Genomic DNA, 17,106 nt, shown 5'->3' with positions numbered 1-17,106 from the left:
GGACCGGTACCCGTGCGGACCGGACGCCCCACTCTTGCGCAATGCGTGCGATGATGACCCCGCCAACTGCATACCGGCCGTTTGAATCCGCGCGGGAGAGTCCCGGTCACCGTGTGCACCGGGCGCCGAAGGAGCAAGTTCCTCCCTTGAATCTCTCAGGCCCCGTACCGCGTGGATGAGGCAGATCTGAAAAGCGGGCCGCTGCGCGGTCCCACCCAAGGTGCAAGCCGACCCGGACGGGGACCATCCCGTCAGGACCCTTTCAGGGGCTTTCGGCGAACCTCTCAGGTTCCGATGACAGATGGGGAGGGATCCACCCCCTGTCGTCATGCCCTGGAGCCATGCCCATGAGCACTGCCCCCCGTCTCACCGCCCTCGACGCCCTGCACCGGTCCCTGGGCGCGACCATGACCGACTTCGCGGGCTGGGACATGCCGCTGCGGTACGCCAGCGAGCGCGACGAGCACCTCGCCGTGCGCACCCGGGCCGGCCTGTTCGACCTGTCGCACATGGGTGAGATCACGGTCACGGGTCCGCAGGCGGCGGCGTTCCTGAGCTACGCGCTGGTCGGCAACATCGCCACCGTCGGTGCGGGCCGGGCCCGCTACACGATGATCGTCGCGGCGGACGGCGGGATCCTGGACGACCTGATCGTCTACCGCCTGGAGGAGGCCGGCGCCCCCGCGTACCTGGTGGTGGCCAACGCGGGCAACGCCCAGCTCGTCCTGGACACCCTGACCGCGCGTGCCGAGGGCTTCGACGCGGAGGTGCGGGACGACCGCGACGCGTACGCGCTGATCGCCGTGCAGGGCCCCGACTCACCCGCCGTACTGAAGTCGGTCACGGACGCCGACCTGGACGGACTGAAGTACTACGCCGGGCTCCCCGGGACGGTCGCCGGCGTCCCCGCGCTGATCGCCCGTACCGGTTACACCGGTGAGGACGGCTTCGAGCTCTTCGTGGCCCCCGGTCACGCGGAGCGGCTGTGGCAGGCCCTGACCGAGGCGGGCGCGCCGTACGGTCTGATCCCCTGCGGGCTCTCCTGCCGCGACACGCTCCGCCTGGAGGCGGGCATGCCGCTCTACGGGCACGAGCTGACCACCGCGCTGACGCCGTTCGACGCGGGTCTGGGCCGGGTCGTGAAGTTCGAGAAGGAGGGCGACTTCGTCGGCCGCGAGGCGCTGTCCGCCGCCGCGGCCCGCGCGGAGGCGGCCCCGCCCCGCAAGCTGGTCGGCCTGATCGCCGAGGGCCGCCGGGTGCCGCGCGCCGGCTACCCCGTCGTGGCCGGCGGGGAGGTCGTGGGCGAGGTCACCTCCGGCGCCCCCTCCCCCACCCTGGGCAAGCCGATCGCCATGGCCTACGTGGACGCGGCGCACGCCGCGCCCGGCACCGAGGGTGTCGGCGTCGACATCCGGGGCACGCACGAGCCGTACGAGGTCGTCGCGCTGCCCTTCTACAAGCGCCGCGCCTGATCCGTGGCGTCCCGCACGTGACGCATTCGTGTCTCACACCGTAAGACCACCGTTCGTCAGCACTCCCCCGCGTACAGGAGAATTCAGGTCATGAGCAACCCCCAGCAGCTGCGGTACAGCAAGGAGCACGAGTGGCTGTCGGCCCTCGAGGACGGCGTGGCCACGGTCGGCATCACCGAGTTCGCGGCCAACGCGCTCGGTGACGTCGTCTTCGCCCAGCTCCCGGAGGTCGGCGACACGGTGACCGCGGGCGAGACCTGCGGTGAGCTGGAGTCGACCAAGTCGGTCAGCGACCTGTACTCGCCGGTGACCGGCGAGGTGACCGCGGCCAACCAGGACGTCGTGGACGACCCGTCGCTGGTGAACTCCGCCCCCTTCGAGGGCGGCTGGCTGTTCAAGGTGCGCGTCGCGGAGGAGCCGGACGACCTCCTCTCCGCCGACGAGTACACCGCGTTCTCCGGCAACTGAGACCTTAGGGACCCACTGATGTCGCTTCTCAACTCCTCCCTCCACGAGCTGGACCCGGACGTCGCCGCCGCCGTCGACGCCGAGCTCCACCGCCAGCAGTCCACCCTCGAGATGATCGCCTCGGAGAACTTCGCTCCGGTCGCGGTCATGGAGGCGCAGGGCTCCGTCCTCACCAACAAGTACGCCGAGGGCTACCCCGGCCGCCGCTACTACGGTGGCTGCGAGCACGTCGACGTGGTCGAGCAGATCGCCATCGACCGCATCAAGGCGCTCTTCGGTGCCGAGGCCGCGAACGTCCAGCCGCACTCCGGTGCGCAGGCGAACGCCGCCGCGATGTTCGCGCTGCTGAAGCCGGGCGACACGATCATGGGTCTCAACCTGGCCCACGGCGGTCACCTGACCCACGGCATGAAGATCAACTTCTCCGGCAAGCTCTACGACGTGGTCCCGTACCACGTCGACGACACCGGCGTCGTGGACATGGCCGAGGTCGAGCGCCTCGCCAAGGAGTCGAAGCCGAAGCTCATCGTGGCCGGCTGGTCCGCCTACCCGCGCCAGCTGGACTTCGCCGCCTTCCGCCGCATCGCGGACGAGGTCGGCGCGTACCTGATGGTCGACATGGCGCACTTCGCGGGCCTGGTCGCCGCCGGTCTGCACCCCAACCCGGTGCCGCACGCCCACGTCGTCACGACCACCACGCACAAGACCCTCGGCGGTCCGCGCGGCGGCGTGATCCTGTCGACGCAGGAGCTCGCCAAGAAGATCAATTCGGCGGTCTTCCCCGGTCAGCAGGGCGGTCCGCTGGAGCACGTGATCGCGGCCAAGGCGGTCTCGTTCAAGGTGGCGGCGGGCGAGGAGTTCAAGGAGCGCCAGCAGCGCACCCTGGACGGCGCCCGCATCCTCGCCGAGCGCCTGGTACAGCCGGACGTCACCGAGGCGGGCGTCTCCGTGCTCTCCGGCGGCACGGACGTGCACCTGGTCCTGGTCGACCTGCGCAACTCCGAGCTGGACGGCCGGCAGGCCGAGGACCGGCTCCACGAGCTGGGCATCACGGTCAACCGGAACGCCGTCCCGAACGACCCGCGGCCCCCGATGGTCACCTCCGGCCTGCGCATCGGCACGCCGGCGCTCGCCACCCGCGGCTTCGGCGCGGAGGACTTCGCCGAGGTCGCCGAGATCATCGCGGCCGCGCTGAAGCCCGCGTACGACGCCGAGGCGCTCACGGCGCGGGTGACCGCGCTGGCCGGGAAGTTCCCGCTGTACCCCGGCCTCTCGAAGTAACCCGCAGTTTGCACACAGGGTGGGGGCACCGCGCACACTGGACACGGCGTGCGCGGTGCCCCCATCCCTGTGCCCCGCGCACCCGGGCCCACCCGGCCCGTCCCGCACCACCCGGGCGGACAACGACGTCCACCACTGCTTAGGAGTACCCCGTGGCCCTCTCGGTCTTCGACCTCTTCTCGGTCGGCATCGGCCCGTCCAGCTCCCACACGGTGGGACCGATGCGCGCGGCCCGCATGTTCGCCCGCCGCCTCAAGAACGAGGGCCTGCTGGTCCACACCGCCTCGGTGCGGGCCGAGCTGTACGGCTCGCTCGGCGCGACCGGCCACGGCCACGGCACGCCCAAGGCCGTCCTGCTCGGCCTGGAGGGCGAGTCGCCCCGCACGGTCGACGTGGAGGGCGCCGACGCCCGCATCGAGGAGATCCGCTCCTCCGGCCGCATCAGCCTCCTGGGCGTGCACGACATACCGTTCGACGCCGACGAGCAGCTGGTCCTGCACCGGCGCAAGGCGCTCCCCTACCACGCCAACGGGATGACCGTCCTCGCGTACGACCGCGACGGGGCCCCGCTGCTGGAGAAGACCTACTACTCGGTGGGCGGCGGTTTCGTCGTCGACGAGGACGCCGTGGACGGCGAGAACCCGATCGTCCCGGACGACACCGTGCTGCGGCACCCCTTCCGCACCGGGGACGAGCTGCTGCGACTCGCCCGGGAGACCGGCCTGTCCATCTCCTCCCTGATGCTGGAGAACGAGAAGGCCTGGCGCACCGAGGACGAGATCCGGGCCGGCCTGCTGGAGATCTGGCGGGTCATGCAGGCCTGCATCGCACGCGGGATGTCCCGCGAGGGCATCCTGCCCGGCGGTCTGAAGGTCCGCCGCCGCGCCGCGAACACCGCCAGGCAGCTGCGCGCCGAGGGCGACCCGCAGGCCCACGCGATGGAGTGGATCACCCTCTACGCGATGGCCGTGAACGAGGAGAACGCCGCCGGGGGCCGTGTCGTCACCGCCCCCACCAACGGTGCGGCGGGCATCATCCCCGCCGTCCTGAACTACTGGATGACCTTCGCGGCGGGCGGCTGCACCGCGGCCGAGAAGGACGACAGTGTCGTCCGCTTCCTGCTGGCCGCGGGCGCGATCGGCATGCTCTTCAAGGAGAACGCCTCCATCTCGGGCGCCGAGGTCGGCTGCCAGGGCGAGGTGGGCTCCGCCTGCTCCATGGCCGCGGGCGCCCTCGCCGAGATCCTGGGCGGCTCCCCCGAGCAGGTGGAGAACGCCGCCGAGATCGGCATGGAGCACAACCTGGGCCTGACCTGCGACCCGGTCGGCGGGCTCGTGCAGATCCCCTGCATCGAGCGCAACGGGATGGCGGCGGTCAAGGCGGTCACGGCGGCCCGGATGGCGCTGCGCGGCGACGGCAGCCACAAGGTGTCCCTCGACAAGGTCATCAAGACCATGAAGGACACCGGCGCCGACATGAGCGTCAAGTACAAGGAGACGGCCCGGGGCGGGCTCGCGGTGAACATCATCGAGTGCTGAACGGATAGGCCCTGACCAGCGTGTTCGTACCTTTCAGCGCTGTCAGGGCCTTTCTTGCTTGCACGGCGGGAACCCCTGGAATCTCCCTGGGACAGGGGCCGGGATCGGAGGTGTCCACCACTCGGGGACAGGTCCCGTCGGTGCACTGCTGCGCACGCCCGCCGGATCTTCCGGCAGGACCGAGCTGAGACACGGATGCGTCAGGCGGGCACCCGGTGATTCGGCCCGCTGATCCCGCCGGGCAGGCGGGTACCTGGTTCAGCCGGCGGGTGACCGAGCGGACCGCCGCCGCCCGGCACCCGGATCCGACAGCGGCGCCGGGGGTTGCGGCCACGGTCCTGGTACGTGCTCCCGTGCCGGCGCGGTCCGAACCCGAACCCGGCCTGGTGGTTCGGCTGCGAACGGAGCCGCTTCACGCCTCCGCGTGCGTGGGTCCGCGGCTCGTGCTGCACATCATCGTCGGAGCGATCGGGCATGGCTTCGCTGATCTCCGGCGAACCATGCATCACACCGCTCCGGGGTGGCCGAACAGCCGATCGGAGCACACTCTGCTCCTGCCTGCGTCAGTTCGGATGCTCCACCCGCCGCCAGGAGGTCTGTGCCGTCAGTCGCTGCGGCGTCACCGGCTTCGACCGCACAGGTGAGAAAGAGATGAATTCGTGACCGTCGACTAGGTCACTGAATGTCCACTTCGCGGAGAAGTGGTGATGGTCTAATGCCCAAGTCGATGGCTGGGGCATGCAGATGGCACCCACCGTGCGTCCAGTCCTCGACGTTGAACCGACGTGCGCCTGGGGGGGGGACGCTGCATCAATGCGTGTGGGAGAGGCATGACGTCGGCCCCGACCGGCGAACCGGCGACGTCGCTGCGGACGCAGCGGCCCCGGAGTTCGCCGGTGCGGACGCGGCTGCGACGGCAGTCGGCCGCGGAGAGTCCGACACGATGTTCTCGACCTCGCCTCCCTCAAGCCACGGTGGCAAGCGGCCCGTTCAAGCAGCCTTCGTTCGTACGTGGTGTCCGTGGCCGGGCTTCACTGAGCAGGACGGCGGACGGGCGGCCCGTGGGTCGGCCAAGGCGTCGCGAGTGCTGGAGCCGCCACCCGTGCCGTACTCGACACAGGTGAACGGGCACACCGACTTCCCGGGAATCACGGCTCCCGAATCATGGTGGGCCGGTCACTCCGTGCCTGTTCGCCATTGATGCGAAAGCTCCTCTGCACGAGCGTCTCGGCGCTTCACGACATCACACAGAGAAGGAACCCGTGCACGTCCCCAGGAAAGCATCCACCGCCGTGACTGTCATGCTCGCGGCAATACTTCTCAGCTCTTGTTCGCAGTCCGAGCCCTCCTCGGGCGCGGCTGCGAAGGAGACGCAGGCCGACCGGAGCGAGTGGCCGGAGGAACTGCCCAGTTCCGGACTGGCCAAGGGCCTGGAACTTCCGCTCGAAGGCTACATGGTGTCGTACCCGGATCAGGTCGTCATCGACTCCGCTCTGCGCACGCTCCAGACGGAGTGCATGGCCGAGTACGGATTCACGGTCGACCTGCCGCGGCCTGGGGTGAATCCGCCTGCGAGCAGTAACAGCATGAACATCGAACGCCGTTACGGCATCACTGACCGTGCCCAGGCGGAGAAGTACGGATACCTGCTCCCGCCCGAGCAGCAGAAGTACACCGCCGAGCAGACGCCCGACCTGCCGAACGTCCAGGTCGAGGTTCTCACCGGGCGCACCAAGCCGGAACCGCTCGCCCCTCCCACCGGCAGCGACGGTGCCTACTCCGGGTCGGGCGACACGACCGAACCGGCTCGCGCCGAGTACGACGGCAAGAAGCTGCACGAAGGCGGCTGTGTCGGATGGGCGAAGCGGAAACTCAAGCTCAACGAGTCCGATGCGGGATTCGTCGTTCAGCTCGCGTCGACAGGAATTTCCGAATCCCGCCCCCACCAGCCGGTCGAGAAGGCCGTCACCAAGTGGTCGGCCTGCATGAAGGGCAAGGGCCACGCCACCTCGGATCCGTACAGGGCCATGGAACAGGGCCTCGGCGGCACCGACACCGAAGACTCGATCGCGCTCGCGCTGGACGACATCGACTGCAAGGAGCAGAGCCGTCTGATCGCGGTCTGGTTCAAGGAGGAGTCGGCAGTGCAGAAGCAGCTGATCAAAAAGAACAAGGACCAGCTCACTGCCGTCGAAAGGCGCATGAAGGAAGTCCTTACGGCCGCCAAGGCCGTCAAGTAGATGACCAGAGGGGAAAAGCAGTTGAGAAAGAGACGTATCCATCCGCGCATACCGGTCACCCTCTCGGTGGCCATGGCGCTGGCGATACCCTTGGGCCTGCCCGCGCAGGCCGAGGGGTCAAAACCTCCCGCGGGTGCGGCACAGGGGTGGAGCGACGCCACCGAGCAGCAGAGGAAGTTCTCGCTGGAGCCGTCCGCGATCCCGGCGAAGGACCGGGTCCGCATACTCGGCGCGGACTACCAGAAGTCCGCTGACACCGCAGTCACCGCGACCGGCGACGGAACCGGCTTCCACATACTCGCGGGCAAGGAGGAGGACGGCTACCAGCTTCGGACGATAGCCAGCCTGTTCGAGGACGGCTTCGCCTCGGACACGTGGATCGGAAACCACTGTGTGACCGGGTCCGGCAGGTACGCGGCTGTCTCGTACGCGCCGCGGATGTTCACCAACAAGCCTGAGCTCATGGTTCGCGGCGCTTTCACCGCGGTGGTGAACCTGGAATCGGGCAAGGTGACCAAGCTTCCGTTCCAGTCGTCGCTCGCCTACTTCTCGCCGGGCTGCGGCCAGGGCGATCAGGCGGTGTTCACCCAGCTCTCGCACGACGGCGACGAGAAGCAGCAGACCCGTCTGATCACCGTCGACGCAGCGACGGGCAAGCAGAACCCGTCCGTCACGCTCGCCGGGCAGGTCACCTCGGCCGTTCCCACGGCCGAAGGCGTCGTCGCCGCGCACGGCAACAAGCTGGTGCGCATCAAGGGCAAGACCGAGAAGCCCCTGGCCACCACGACGACTGTGCCGTTCCAGATCACTGCCGATGCCGAAGGCGGCATCACCTTCATCGACCGCGAGCTCGACAAAAAGGCATCCAAGACGCCGGCCAGCTGGGCCAAGCACCTGACGCGCACCGAGGTCGCGCAGGGCAAGAAGACCGAGCCCGTCACGGTGGCCTCCGGCAAGCTGGAGGCCTGGGATCTGTCCCGTTCGGCACGCGGCGAGGTGTTCGTCACCGGTGACGCCACGTCCCGGACCCTGCCCAAGCGGGTGCACAACCCCGGCAAGCTCCCCATGGGCGCGGCGATCTCCAGTCACGCCCAGGCGGCTCTGACCACCACCTGGTCCGACGGGAAGACCACTCTGGTCAACCCGGAGGACGCCGCCAAGCCACGGCCCGCCCGTACGGCCCTGCGCATGCTGGACTCGGGCAAGTCCGTGACTCTCGACCTGCGCCCCGGCGCGCACCGTGTGGGTGACGAGACACAGGGGCACGCCCTGTCTCCCGCTCTGCCCACGGGCGGTCCGGTCGACTCCGGCCCGGACACGGGTGAGAAGAGCACGGACGGCCTGTCCACGCAGACCGTCCGTACCCAGGCGCTCGCCGCGCAGGCCGACAACCCCAGCGAGGGCACCGGCGAGCGCTACTGCGCGGTGGCCCGCAACGACGCGAAGAAGCAGGCGTTCCAGCCCACTCCGCGCCAGGTCGAATGGGCCGTGGACCAGGCCGTCGTCGGTGAACTGGACTTCTACCGCGAAGGCAACTGGAAGAACACCGGGACCGGCGGTTATCAGCCGCAGGGCCTGTTCCCGCCGACCGTGCTCGCCGGTGACCCCAACGGCACCCTCGACAACGAGGACCCGGACGTCACCGACAAGTGGCACATTCCCGCGCAGGTGATGCTCGGCATCACCGCGCAGGAGTCCAACATGTGGCAGGCGACCCGCTTCGCCGTGCCCGGTGTCACCGCCAACTCCCTGGTCGGCAACTACTACGGTGTCGACTTCGCGGCGTCCGGCGAGCAGATCGACCCCTGGCGGATCAACTGGGCCGACGCCGACTGCGGTTACGGCATCACCCAGGCGACCGACGGCATGCGTCTTGCCGGCAAGACCAAGCCGGGTGAGACCGCTCTGTCCACGCTCGCGCAGGAAGCCGTCGCTCTCGACTACACGGCGAACGTCGCCGCCGGTGTGCGGATCCTGTCCGAGAAGTGGAACCAGACCTACAACGCCGGCATGAAGATCAACGGCGGCCACCCCAAGTGGATCGAGAACTGGTTCTTCGCCCTGTGGGCCTACAACTCCGGCTTCTACGACACGGCTGACTCCCAAGGGCACTCGGGCGTCGGCTGGACCAACAACCCGGCCAACCCGCTGTGGAAGGCCAACCGCGTTCCGTTCCTGCAGAGCGCGTCCAACCCGGCGGGGGACGACTACAGCCACGCCGCGCACCCGCAGGACTGGCCGTACGAGGAGAAGGTGATCGGCTGGGCCGCCCGTCCCATCTCCGCGATGTTCGCACCCGGTGACTTCCAGGCGGGCTACCGCCCCGCGTGGTGGACCACCAACGCGGACCGCTCCGCGGCCAAGCCGCCGGTGGACCTCTTCTGCGACGCATCCAACTCCTGTGTCCCGTCCAAGATCGGCGACAACGACTCCAACGACCAGGGCATGGGCGCCTGCACGCTCGACGCGGGCGACAGCGACACCAACGCCCACTGGCTCCACTGCTGGTGGAACAAGGAGATCACCAAGGACCAGTGGAAGGACTGCGAGAAACTCGCCGAGTGCGGCAACGGCGTACACCGCTTCGGCACGTCCTACGGTGAGCAGCCCGACGCCAAATCCTATCCACCGAACTGCTCGACCACGGGCCTTCCCTCCAACGCGCTGGTGGTCGACGATCTGCCTGGTGGCACCACACCCGCGGGGGTCGACACCAACCGCGGATGCGGGGCGGTGAAATCCGACGGCACGTTCGGGTTCACCTACGTCCCCTGGGACACCCAGATGGACCTCACGGATGACGACAAGGACAACCCGACCACCGTCACCACGTATCCGGGGAAGATCGACACCCATCAGATCGGCGCGGGCTACGGCAACCACTTCTGGTTCACGCACACCCGCACGGAGGAGTCCTACCCGGCCAACGCCAACCGGTTGAAGGTCACCGGCACCTGGAAGCTGAACGCTCCACTGACCAACACCTCCCGCCAGGCCAAGGTCTTCGCGCACATCCCCGACCACGGTGCGCAGACGTCCAACGCCGAGTACCGGATCCAGACTCCGGACGGTGAGGAGGAGGCAGCCGTCTCGCAGACGGCGAACCAGTCCAACAAGTGGGTGGACCTGGGCGCCTACGAGTTCGGTGACCAGATCCCCGAAGTACGTCTCGACAACTTCAACGGCGGCAACGGCGAGGCCGACATCGCCTTCGACGCCATGGCGTTCGTACCCGGTACATACGACGGCCAGTCGATGACCGGCGACATGCGGGCCGACCTGACCGCTCCTGACCCGGAACTGGTCGAGCCCGGTGACGAGATCAACGAGGACTTCTATCCCGGTGCCGCCCTGCTCTCGTCCGGTTCAGCCTCGGCGGCCCCGATGGCAGCCAGGAGCAGCGCGTCGTGCTCCATCGTGTCCGTTTCGATCACCCGCAAGCGCACCAATGCATGCATTCACGACGAGGTGACGACCACGTTCTTCACGGACGGCGCACCGTCGGGCAGGTCGTACTTCGACTACTACAACACGATCTATCTCGACGCCCGGAGTAATGAATTCTCCCAGGTCACGACGATGGTGTTGAAGTCGATGACAGGTGCACTGAACACGGTCACCATGGACTACCAGGCCAAGTGCCGCGGATACTGCAGCATCACGAGCGTCAACTGGTCAGGGTCCAAGGTGTTCGCCAAGGGTGACACGGCGATCAGGACCATCACCACCCGGTTCAAGTGGACACCGAGCACCGGCACCACGAAGAACGTGATCACCCCCTACTGGACCTTCGGGGGATCGGGTAACGGCGTTCCGATGCCCGTCCCGACCGAGGTCGAGAAGTCGAAGCTGGACATCCGCTGCGACAGTGTGGGTTCTGGAACGGGCTGTGTGTTCCCCGGTTACACCCCGACCTTCACGATGAACTCCAAGAAGTTCCCCGGTGCCGCCGCCCACATCGACATGATGTGGCGAAAGACCAACATCGACTGGGGCAACCGCAACGGGGGCAAGCCGCTGACCTACCTGGCCAACAAGATGGCCACCGACGAGCCCACCAAGACGCAGCAGGCCCGTAACCGTCAGCTCATCTGTGAGAGGCGGTGGAAGACGTACAAGAACACCGGCCTGTTCAGTGACATGTGGTCCGCGGATGCCGGAAGGCCGATCACCGACCAGAGGAGCTGTGACGAGTTCACTTTCGCCAATTCCTTCCAGAGCGGCGGAAACGTCAACGGTCCCAACCCTGTCTCGTACAGCGGAAAGGAATGTGTGCAGACCTACCTGAAGCGTAATGCCGACGACACCATGACGCTCCATCTGCGCCCGGACGCGACTCCTCCCACCTGGAAGGAGCCCTGCGGCCGGTCCTCCATGTCGAACTGGGTCAACACACAGTCGATGCAGCCCTTCGGTGGCTTCATCACCGAACAGCGCCTGCTGGAGGACGACGACTACTGGCTCGACCTCGACGGATTCACCGCACCCACGCCGTAACCGTCATGAGGATGCAGTAGGAATGCCCCCACGGGTGACCGTGGGGGCATTCCTGCTTTGTGTCCTCATGGTCTCATGACCAGAAAAGCCGACCCTCGACCGTCGAGCACGTCGCATGTGATCCCTGGGAAATATTGGTGAGCATGTCCGCCAAGGAGTCGAAGTAGTCAGCAAGGGAATCGAATTCGCCCACAGTGGTGACTTCTCCTGTGAACCATGTGCCGATACGCCCGTCCCGCACATCGATGAACTTTCCCGCCCAGGCGTCCTGGTCGGACAGAAACGGGATCCATTCGTTGCGCCAGAACGGATTGTCCGGTTGGTCCGGGGGGTTTATGCCTCCAGGCCGGAAGTGATGGTCGTAGAGTTTCTCCATCTCCCGGATCCCCAAGAAGAAGCTGCCCTCGTCAGGGAACCCGGCGAAACCGTAGCATCGCACCTCGTCGTCCATGTCCTCCTCGGGAAGATCGAGACTGTTCTGAAGCAGCCAGTCCCGCAGATCCGGGTGGAGTGAGATTCCCATCCGTTCCTCGGCGGCCGCAATCATGGGCTCCGTAGCCGGCCCAGGGAAATCAGCGTGATCAGCCGGGGCGCATTCCTGAAGGAGGTTCATCACGCGAGACCAGCTTTCCAGCACTGTCATGGCCCCACTCCTCTCTGCTCCGCGCGAGAGCAGCATCCAACGATCATCGCAAGGTGCGATCACTCCAGTCGCGCGAGGAGCCTACATCCGCTCACACCATGAGATGCTCCGGCCATATGCAGGTGAGGGATGGGCGCAATCCTCCACGAGGGAGACGACGCGGACCTCACCGCCGAGCCGCTGCCGTCTCCCACGGCCGCGCCCCGGCCGCAACGCCCCACCTGGTGTCGCCGCCCGGCTCCGCCTTCCCGACCTCTTGCGGCGCGTCAGGACGTGGCGGGCCGCCGCGGGGAGCGGAGCACGAGCAGAGTGATCTCGCCGGGGGCGAAGACGCGCAAGGGCGGACCCCGGGAGCCGGTCCCGCGGCTGGTGTGGAGGACCCAGGAACAAGACCCGGTCGGTGTTCCTCGCCTACGAGGCGGAGGCCTTGCTGCGACAGGGCGAGATCGACCACAGCTCCGCGGACGCGCCCGCCGGGCCGGCGGGTCCGCCGGGGCGCGGGCGCGTCCGCCGGGCCGGAGGGCGTCCGGTTGCCTGGGCCGCCACATCCGCACCGGTTCCGCACCAATTCCTCACGACCGTGCCTCTGGCACGTGCCCCGGGTCGCCTCCGGGGGATGATTCGCCCGATACACAGGCAACGCCGCGGGCCCGCAGCGCACTCCGGCGGCCCGCAACGACCACCAAATCCCCCCGAATCGGCACCATAGCTGAATAGCCGTCAGGTGCCTGAAAAGGAACAGATCGGCCCATGGTCCGATCAGACCGTGGTGATACGATCACCGAGCTTGCCAAGCGGTGCCGAACCCGCTATGGCATCACAGGAAAGTCAGCGCATCGGCCCAGAAATCCGCCATCCCCCGGGGGAGACCTATGCCATCAGCCAAGCCTTTCAAGGCTGTCCGGCCAGGCGAGCATGCGCGACCGATCCCACATATCTGTGGCCGCAGGACGCCTGTGACCGGGGACGCACTCGACAGCACCCGCCAGACACCGAGTGTCCGGTGGCCCAGTCGCCCGAAGAGAGCCTTATGACGCACTACCTCCAGGATCCAGTTTTTTGGGTTCTGATCGCCTGCATTCCTGTCGCAGTCATTCTGATGATGCGCGGCAGGAAAAAGATATCCGGGCTACGTAGAGAGAAAGAGGAGCTGAGGACCCACTACGCGAATCTCGAAAATCACTACGCCGAGGCTGTCGAAGAGGCCAAGGACCGGGCCGAGGAAGCGACGAAGACGGCGCTGAAGTCGGCCATGCGTACGCTTCAGGGTCTCGCCGGCGAGCAGCAGCTGGCGATCACGAAGCTGCAGGAGAAGTACGGGGAACTCCAGATTCTCCAGGACCTCCTCGACATCGACCACATGAACTCGCAGTTCGCCCGGCGCGCGCAGTCCATCGCCGTGCTCTGCGACGGCTGGCTCGGCAGGCAGCGCGCCGCCGCGTCGCTCTACGACGTGGTCCGGAGCGCGAAGGGGCGCATCCGCTACTTCACCCGTGTGGAGATCCGGGCCCAGACGAACTTCGCGATCGCCAGCCGCGCCGTCGAACCGGTCGCGCTGACCCTGGCCGAGCTGCTGGACAACGCGACCAGCTACTCCGCGCCGGAAACGATGATCGAGATCAACATCCGCCCCGTCCCCAAGGGCGTCTGCATCATCGTCGACGACGCCGGTGTCGGCATGAACGAGGAGGAGAAGGAACGGGCCGCCAAGCTCCTTTCGAGCGAGCGCTCCCCGGGTGTCTCGGGGCTGGGCAACCCGCCGCAGTTCGGGTTCACCGTGATCGGCGTCCTCGCCGCCCGGTACGGCTTCACCGTCTCGGTGGACTCGACCTCCCCCTACGGCGGTGTGCGAGCGGTCGTGCTGCTCCCGGAGGAGCTCCTCACGACCATCCAGGCGCCCGAGCCCCAGCCCGAGCCCAAGCCCGAGCCCAAGGAGTTCCCCACGGTGGCCGTACCCCCCTCGATGCCGCCCGAGGAAAGCCCGGTGGCCCCCTCGACCACCCTCGGAGGTCTGCCCAAACGGCGGCGCAGGGGCGCGATCTCCATCGTCCCCGCCGTCGACTCACCGGACGTGCCGGCGCGTTCCAGCGAACAGGCCGCTTCCGTCATGGGCGCGTTCCAGCGCGGAACACAGTCCGGCCGCCGTTCCACCCACGCAAGCAGCGAAGGGCCTGAGACTCAGTGAATTACGACCTGTCATGGATGCTTGACAGTGCCCTGGAAGTGCCCGAGGCGCAGCACGCCCTGCTCGTGTCCGCCGACGGTCTTCTCATGGCGCGCTCGAAGGACGTCGGCAAGGACCAGGCCGACACCGTCGCCGCCGCCATGAGCGGAATCCAGTCGCTGAGCCGGACGGTGGTCGACTTCTGCGGCACACCGGCGAGCCGGCACCGGCAGTGGCGCCAGACCCTGGTGGAGTTCGACCACGGCTGGGTCTTCCTCATCTCCGCCGGCGAGGGCGCCTACCTCGCGGTCTCGGCGACGCCCGACGTCGACATGGCCGAGATCACGTTCCGCATGCAGCAGCTCGTGGGACAGCTCGGCAAGGCCCTGACCACGCCCCCTCGCGAGATTGCCGACACCAAGGCATGACGGCAGCGGACGAGCCGGAGCAGGAACAGCCCGCCACCCCCTTAGTCCCGGCCTATGTCATCACCAACGGACGCAGCCTGCTGGACGACGACACGTTCTCGCTGATCACCCTGGTGACGACCGCTCAGGACTCACCGGCCGTACAGCATCTCGACCCCGAGAAGCGGCGTCTTCTGGAGCTGTGCTCCGGGGGACACCTGTCGGTCGCCGAGATCGCCGGGCACACCCAGTACCCGGTCGGCGTCGTCAAGATTCTGCTGTCCGACCTCACCCAGGGCGGGTACCTCGTCACGCGGGCCCCGATCCCCGCCGCGAAGCTTGTCGACCGGAACATATTGGAGCAGGTGCTGCATGGCCTTCAAGCCCGCTTTGGATGACGGTGTCTACCTCCGGGAATCGGTGCAGACCGCGGCGAAGATCCTGGTGGTCGGCCACTTCGCCGTGGGCAAGACCACGTTCATCGGGACGATGTCCGAGATCCCGCCGCTGCGCACCGAAGAAGTCATGACGCGGGCGGGCGAGAAGGTCGACGACCTCAAGGGCACGACCGGCAAGACCACGACCACGGTCGCGATGGACTTCGGCCGGCTGACGCTCAGCGAGGAGCTGGTGCTCTACCTCTTCGGGACGCCGGGGCAGCAGCGGTTCAAACAGGTCTGGGAGGACATGTCGCGCGGGGCGCTCGGGGCACTGGTGCTGGTGGACCCGGAGCGCCTCGACGAGTCCTTCCCCGTGATGGACCTGGTCGAGCACTACGGGATCCCGTACACCATCGCCGTGAACCGCTTCGGTGACCGACCCGATCACGCGGACGAGGAGATCCGGGAGGCACTCGACCTGCTGCCCGAGACGCCTCTCGTCAACTGCGACGCGCGCGATCAGCGTTCCTCGGCGAACGCACTGATCACGCTCGTGCGCTATCTCCAGTCACGCCTCACCTAGGAGCTCGACCCCCATGCAATCCCCCTCCGACTTCCCCGCCCCGCCGCCGGGCTGCCCCGCGCACGGCGGCGGCAAGGGCGCCAGCGTCCCGCTGTACGGTCCCGAGTTCGCCGCCGATCCGGACGGCTTCTACGCGTACCTGCGGACGTTCGGGCCCGCCGCGCCCGTCGAGCTGTCGCCCGGTGTGCACGCCTCGCTGGTCACGGACTACGCGACGGCGCTGCACGTCCTGCAGAATCCGGAGACCTTCGTCCGGGACGCCCGGCGCTGGCGCGCGCTCAACGCCGGCGAGGTCCCGCTGGACAGCGCGATCGTCCCGATGATGCTGTACCGGCCGAACTCGCTCTACTCCGACGGCGCGGCCCACATGAGGCACCGCCAGGTCGTGACCGAGACGTTCGCCCGGATCGACACGCACCGGCTGAGCCGGCACGTCGACCGCGTCGCCGACTACCTCATCAGCCAGTTCAACGGCCGGGGCCGGGTGGACCTGGTCGCCGACTACGCGCAGTTGGTGCCGCTGCTGGTCTTCAACGAGCTCTTCGGCTGCCCCGCGGAGCTGGGCGACCAGCTGGTCTTCAGCATCTCCTGCCTGATGGACGGCGTCGAGGCGGACAAGGCGATCGCCCTGCTGACCGAGACGCTGATGGAGCTGATCGCCCTCAAGCGGGCCCAGCCCGGTGACGACATCACCTCCTGGCTGATGCAGCACCCGGGCCGGCTGACCGACGAGGAACTGATCTCCGAGATCATGACGCTGATCGGAGGCGGCGCCGAGCCCACCCAGAACCTCATCGGCAACGCGCTGCGGCTCCTGCTGTCCGACGAGAAGTACGCGGGCGACCAGTACGGCGCCAGCCTGCTGGTCGAGGACGCCATCAACGACGTGCTCTGGAACAACCCGCCCATAGCCAACTGGGCCGGCCACTATCCGGTGCAGGACGTCGAGCTCTCCGGGACGAAGCTGACCGCCGGGGACCCCGTCCTCATCAGCTTCGCGGCCGCCAACAGCGACCCGAGCCTCTCGACGAGCCGTCAGACCCTGAGCAAGCGGGCCCACCTGGCCTGGGGCGCGGGCCCGCACGCGTGCCCCGCCAAGGACCCGGCGCTGCTGATCTCGATCCTGACGATCGAGAAGCTGCTCAACAAGCTGCCGGACATCGAGCTGAGCGTCCCGGTCGAGTCGCTGACCTGGCGGCCCGGTCCGCTGCACCGCGCACTGACCTCGCTGCCCGCCCGGTTCACCCCGGTACGCGGCGAGAGTTCCGCCGCCACCCGCTTCTCCGCCGATGCCCGTTCCGCACCGGCGAATCCGGCGGGCGAACAACAGCAACAGGCCCGGAAGGGGACTTTCTGGAGCGGCTTTCTCTCCTGGTGGAAGGGGTGACATCCACCACACCACATGGGCGGTCGCGGTCGCATGGGCGTTCCGC

The 17,106-nt window shown here is 67.8% G+C and carries 12 protein-coding genes and 1 riboswitch; of the genes, 11 read left to right on the top strand and 1 reads right to left on the bottom strand.

Annotated elements, in window-relative coordinates; all coding sequences use genetic code 11:
• The first annotated feature begins 82 nt into the window (after positions 1-82).
• Positions 83-180: riboswitch (glycine riboswitch) on the top strand.
• A gap of 167 nt (positions 181-347) precedes the next feature.
• The 6 genes from gcvT to ABZ172_RS18920 all read left to right on the top strand — a co-directional run bounded on the left by gcvT (position 348) and on the right by ABZ172_RS18920 (position 11,496).
• Entirely contained in the window at positions 348-1,472 is a 1,125-nt protein-coding gene (gcvT, locus tag ABZ172_RS18945; RefSeq protein ID WP_356884862.1) for a glycine cleavage system aminomethyltransferase GcvT, read from the top strand.
• Between the two features lie 90 nt (positions 1,473-1,562).
• Positions 1,563-1,940 (top strand): glycine cleavage system protein GcvH, encoded by a 378-nt coding sequence (gcvH, locus tag ABZ172_RS18940; protein ID WP_147959602.1) that lies wholly within the window; start codon positions 1,563-1,565, stop codon positions 1,938-1,940.
• 18 nt (positions 1,941-1,958) lie between these two features.
• A complete protein-coding gene (gene glyA, locus ABZ172_RS18935) occupies positions 1,959-3,221 on the top strand; it encodes a serine hydroxymethyltransferase (RefSeq protein ID WP_356884861.1) in 1,263 nt (420 codons plus the stop codon).
• Positions 3,222-3,373: 152 nt separating this feature from the next.
• Positions 3,374-4,759 (top strand): L-serine ammonia-lyase, encoded by a 1,386-nt coding sequence (locus ABZ172_RS18930; RefSeq protein ID WP_356884860.1) that lies wholly within the window; start codon positions 3,374-3,376, stop codon positions 4,757-4,759.
• Between the two features lie 1,301 nt (positions 4,760-6,060).
• Positions 6,061-6,999, top strand: a complete 939-nt coding sequence (locus tag ABZ172_RS18925) for a hypothetical protein (protein WP_356884900.1) — start codon at positions 6,061-6,063, stop codon at positions 6,997-6,999.
• A 21-nt stretch (positions 7,000-7,020) separates the two neighbouring features.
• The gene (locus ABZ172_RS18920) at positions 7,021-11,496 is read left to right on the top strand and encodes a hypothetical protein (RefSeq protein ID WP_356884859.1); all 4,476 of its coding nucleotides are present in this window, start codon (positions 7,021-7,023) and stop codon (positions 11,494-11,496) included.
• Positions 11,497-11,569: 73 nt separating this feature from the next.
• Here ABZ172_RS18920 and ABZ172_RS18915 read toward each other — a convergent pair whose 3' ends face one another.
• The gene (locus ABZ172_RS18915; protein ID WP_356884858.1) at positions 11,570-12,139 is read right to left on the bottom strand and encodes an SMI1/KNR4 family protein; all 570 of its coding nucleotides are present in this window, start codon (positions 12,137-12,139) and stop codon (positions 11,570-11,572) included.
• Positions 12,140-13,169: 1,030 nt separating this feature from the next.
• Between ABZ172_RS18915 and ABZ172_RS18910 the strand changes: the two genes are divergently transcribed.
• The 5 genes from ABZ172_RS18910 to ABZ172_RS18890 are packed head-to-tail and all read left to right on the top strand — an operon-like array spanning position 13,170 to position 17,060.
• On the top strand, positions 13,170-14,324 hold the full coding sequence (locus tag ABZ172_RS18910) for an ATP-binding protein (RefSeq protein ID WP_356884857.1): 1,155 nt from the start codon (positions 13,170-13,172) through the stop codon (positions 14,322-14,324).
• The gene (locus tag ABZ172_RS18905) at positions 14,321-14,731 is read left to right on the top strand and encodes a roadblock/LC7 domain-containing protein (RefSeq protein ID WP_147958276.1); all 411 of its coding nucleotides are present in this window, start codon (positions 14,321-14,323) and stop codon (positions 14,729-14,731) included. The genes ABZ172_RS18910 and ABZ172_RS18905 overlap by 4 nt, the downstream gene beginning before the upstream one ends.
• On the top strand, positions 14,728-15,108 hold the full coding sequence (locus tag ABZ172_RS18900) for a DUF742 domain-containing protein (protein ID WP_356884856.1): 381 nt from the start codon (positions 14,728-14,730) through the stop codon (positions 15,106-15,108). Before ABZ172_RS18905 ends, ABZ172_RS18900 begins: the two co-directional genes overlap by 4 nt.
• Positions 15,083-15,673: an ATP/GTP-binding protein gene (locus ABZ172_RS18895; RefSeq protein WP_356884855.1), complete on the top strand. Its 591-nt coding sequence runs from the start codon at positions 15,083-15,085 to the stop codon at positions 15,671-15,673. Before ABZ172_RS18900 ends, ABZ172_RS18895 begins: the two co-directional genes overlap by 26 nt.
• 13 nt (positions 15,674-15,686) lie before the next feature.
• Positions 15,687-17,060, top strand: a complete 1,374-nt coding sequence (locus ABZ172_RS18890; RefSeq protein WP_356884854.1) for a cytochrome P450 — start codon at positions 15,687-15,689, stop codon at positions 17,058-17,060.
• Positions 17,061-17,106: the final 46 nt, after the last annotated feature.

The sequence above is a fragment of the Streptomyces sp. NPDC006296 genome (assembly GCF_040613235.1).
GTDB lineage: Bacteria > Actinomycetota > Actinomycetes > Streptomycetales > Streptomycetaceae > Streptomyces.
This window is presented reverse-complemented; position numbering and strand designations above follow the sequence as displayed.

Excerpts from the sequence above, each read along its gene's own strand:
- gcvT (WP_356884862.1), top strand. The coding sequence starts at position 348 with ATGAGCACTGCCCCCCGTCTCACCGCCCTCGACGCCCTGCACCGGTCC.
- gcvH (WP_147959602.1), top strand. The coding sequence starts at position 1,563 with ATGAGCAACCCCCAGCAGCTGCGGTACAGCAAGGAGCACGAGTGGCTG.
- glyA (WP_356884861.1), top strand. The coding sequence starts at position 1,959 with ATGTCGCTTCTCAACTCCTCCCTCCACGAGCTGGACCCGGACGTCGCC.
- ABZ172_RS18925 (WP_356884900.1), top strand. The coding sequence starts at position 6,061 with ATGCTCGCGGCAATACTTCTCAGCTCTTGTTCGCAGTCCGAGCCCTCC.
- ABZ172_RS18915 (WP_356884858.1), bottom strand. The coding sequence starts at position 12,139 with ATGACAGTGCTGGAAAGCTGGTCTCGCGTGATGAACCTCCTTCAGGAA.
- ABZ172_RS18910 (WP_356884857.1), top strand. The coding sequence starts at position 13,170 with ATGACGCACTACCTCCAGGATCCAGTTTTTTGGGTTCTGATCGCCTGC.
- ABZ172_RS18900 (WP_356884856.1), top strand. The coding sequence starts at position 14,728 with ATGACGGCAGCGGACGAGCCGGAGCAGGAACAGCCCGCCACCCCCTTA.
- ABZ172_RS18895 (WP_356884855.1), top strand. The coding sequence starts at position 15,083 with ATGGCCTTCAAGCCCGCTTTGGATGACGGTGTCTACCTCCGGGAATCG.
- ABZ172_RS18890 (WP_356884854.1), top strand. The coding sequence starts at position 15,687 with ATGCAATCCCCCTCCGACTTCCCCGCCCCGCCGCCGGGCTGCCCCGCG.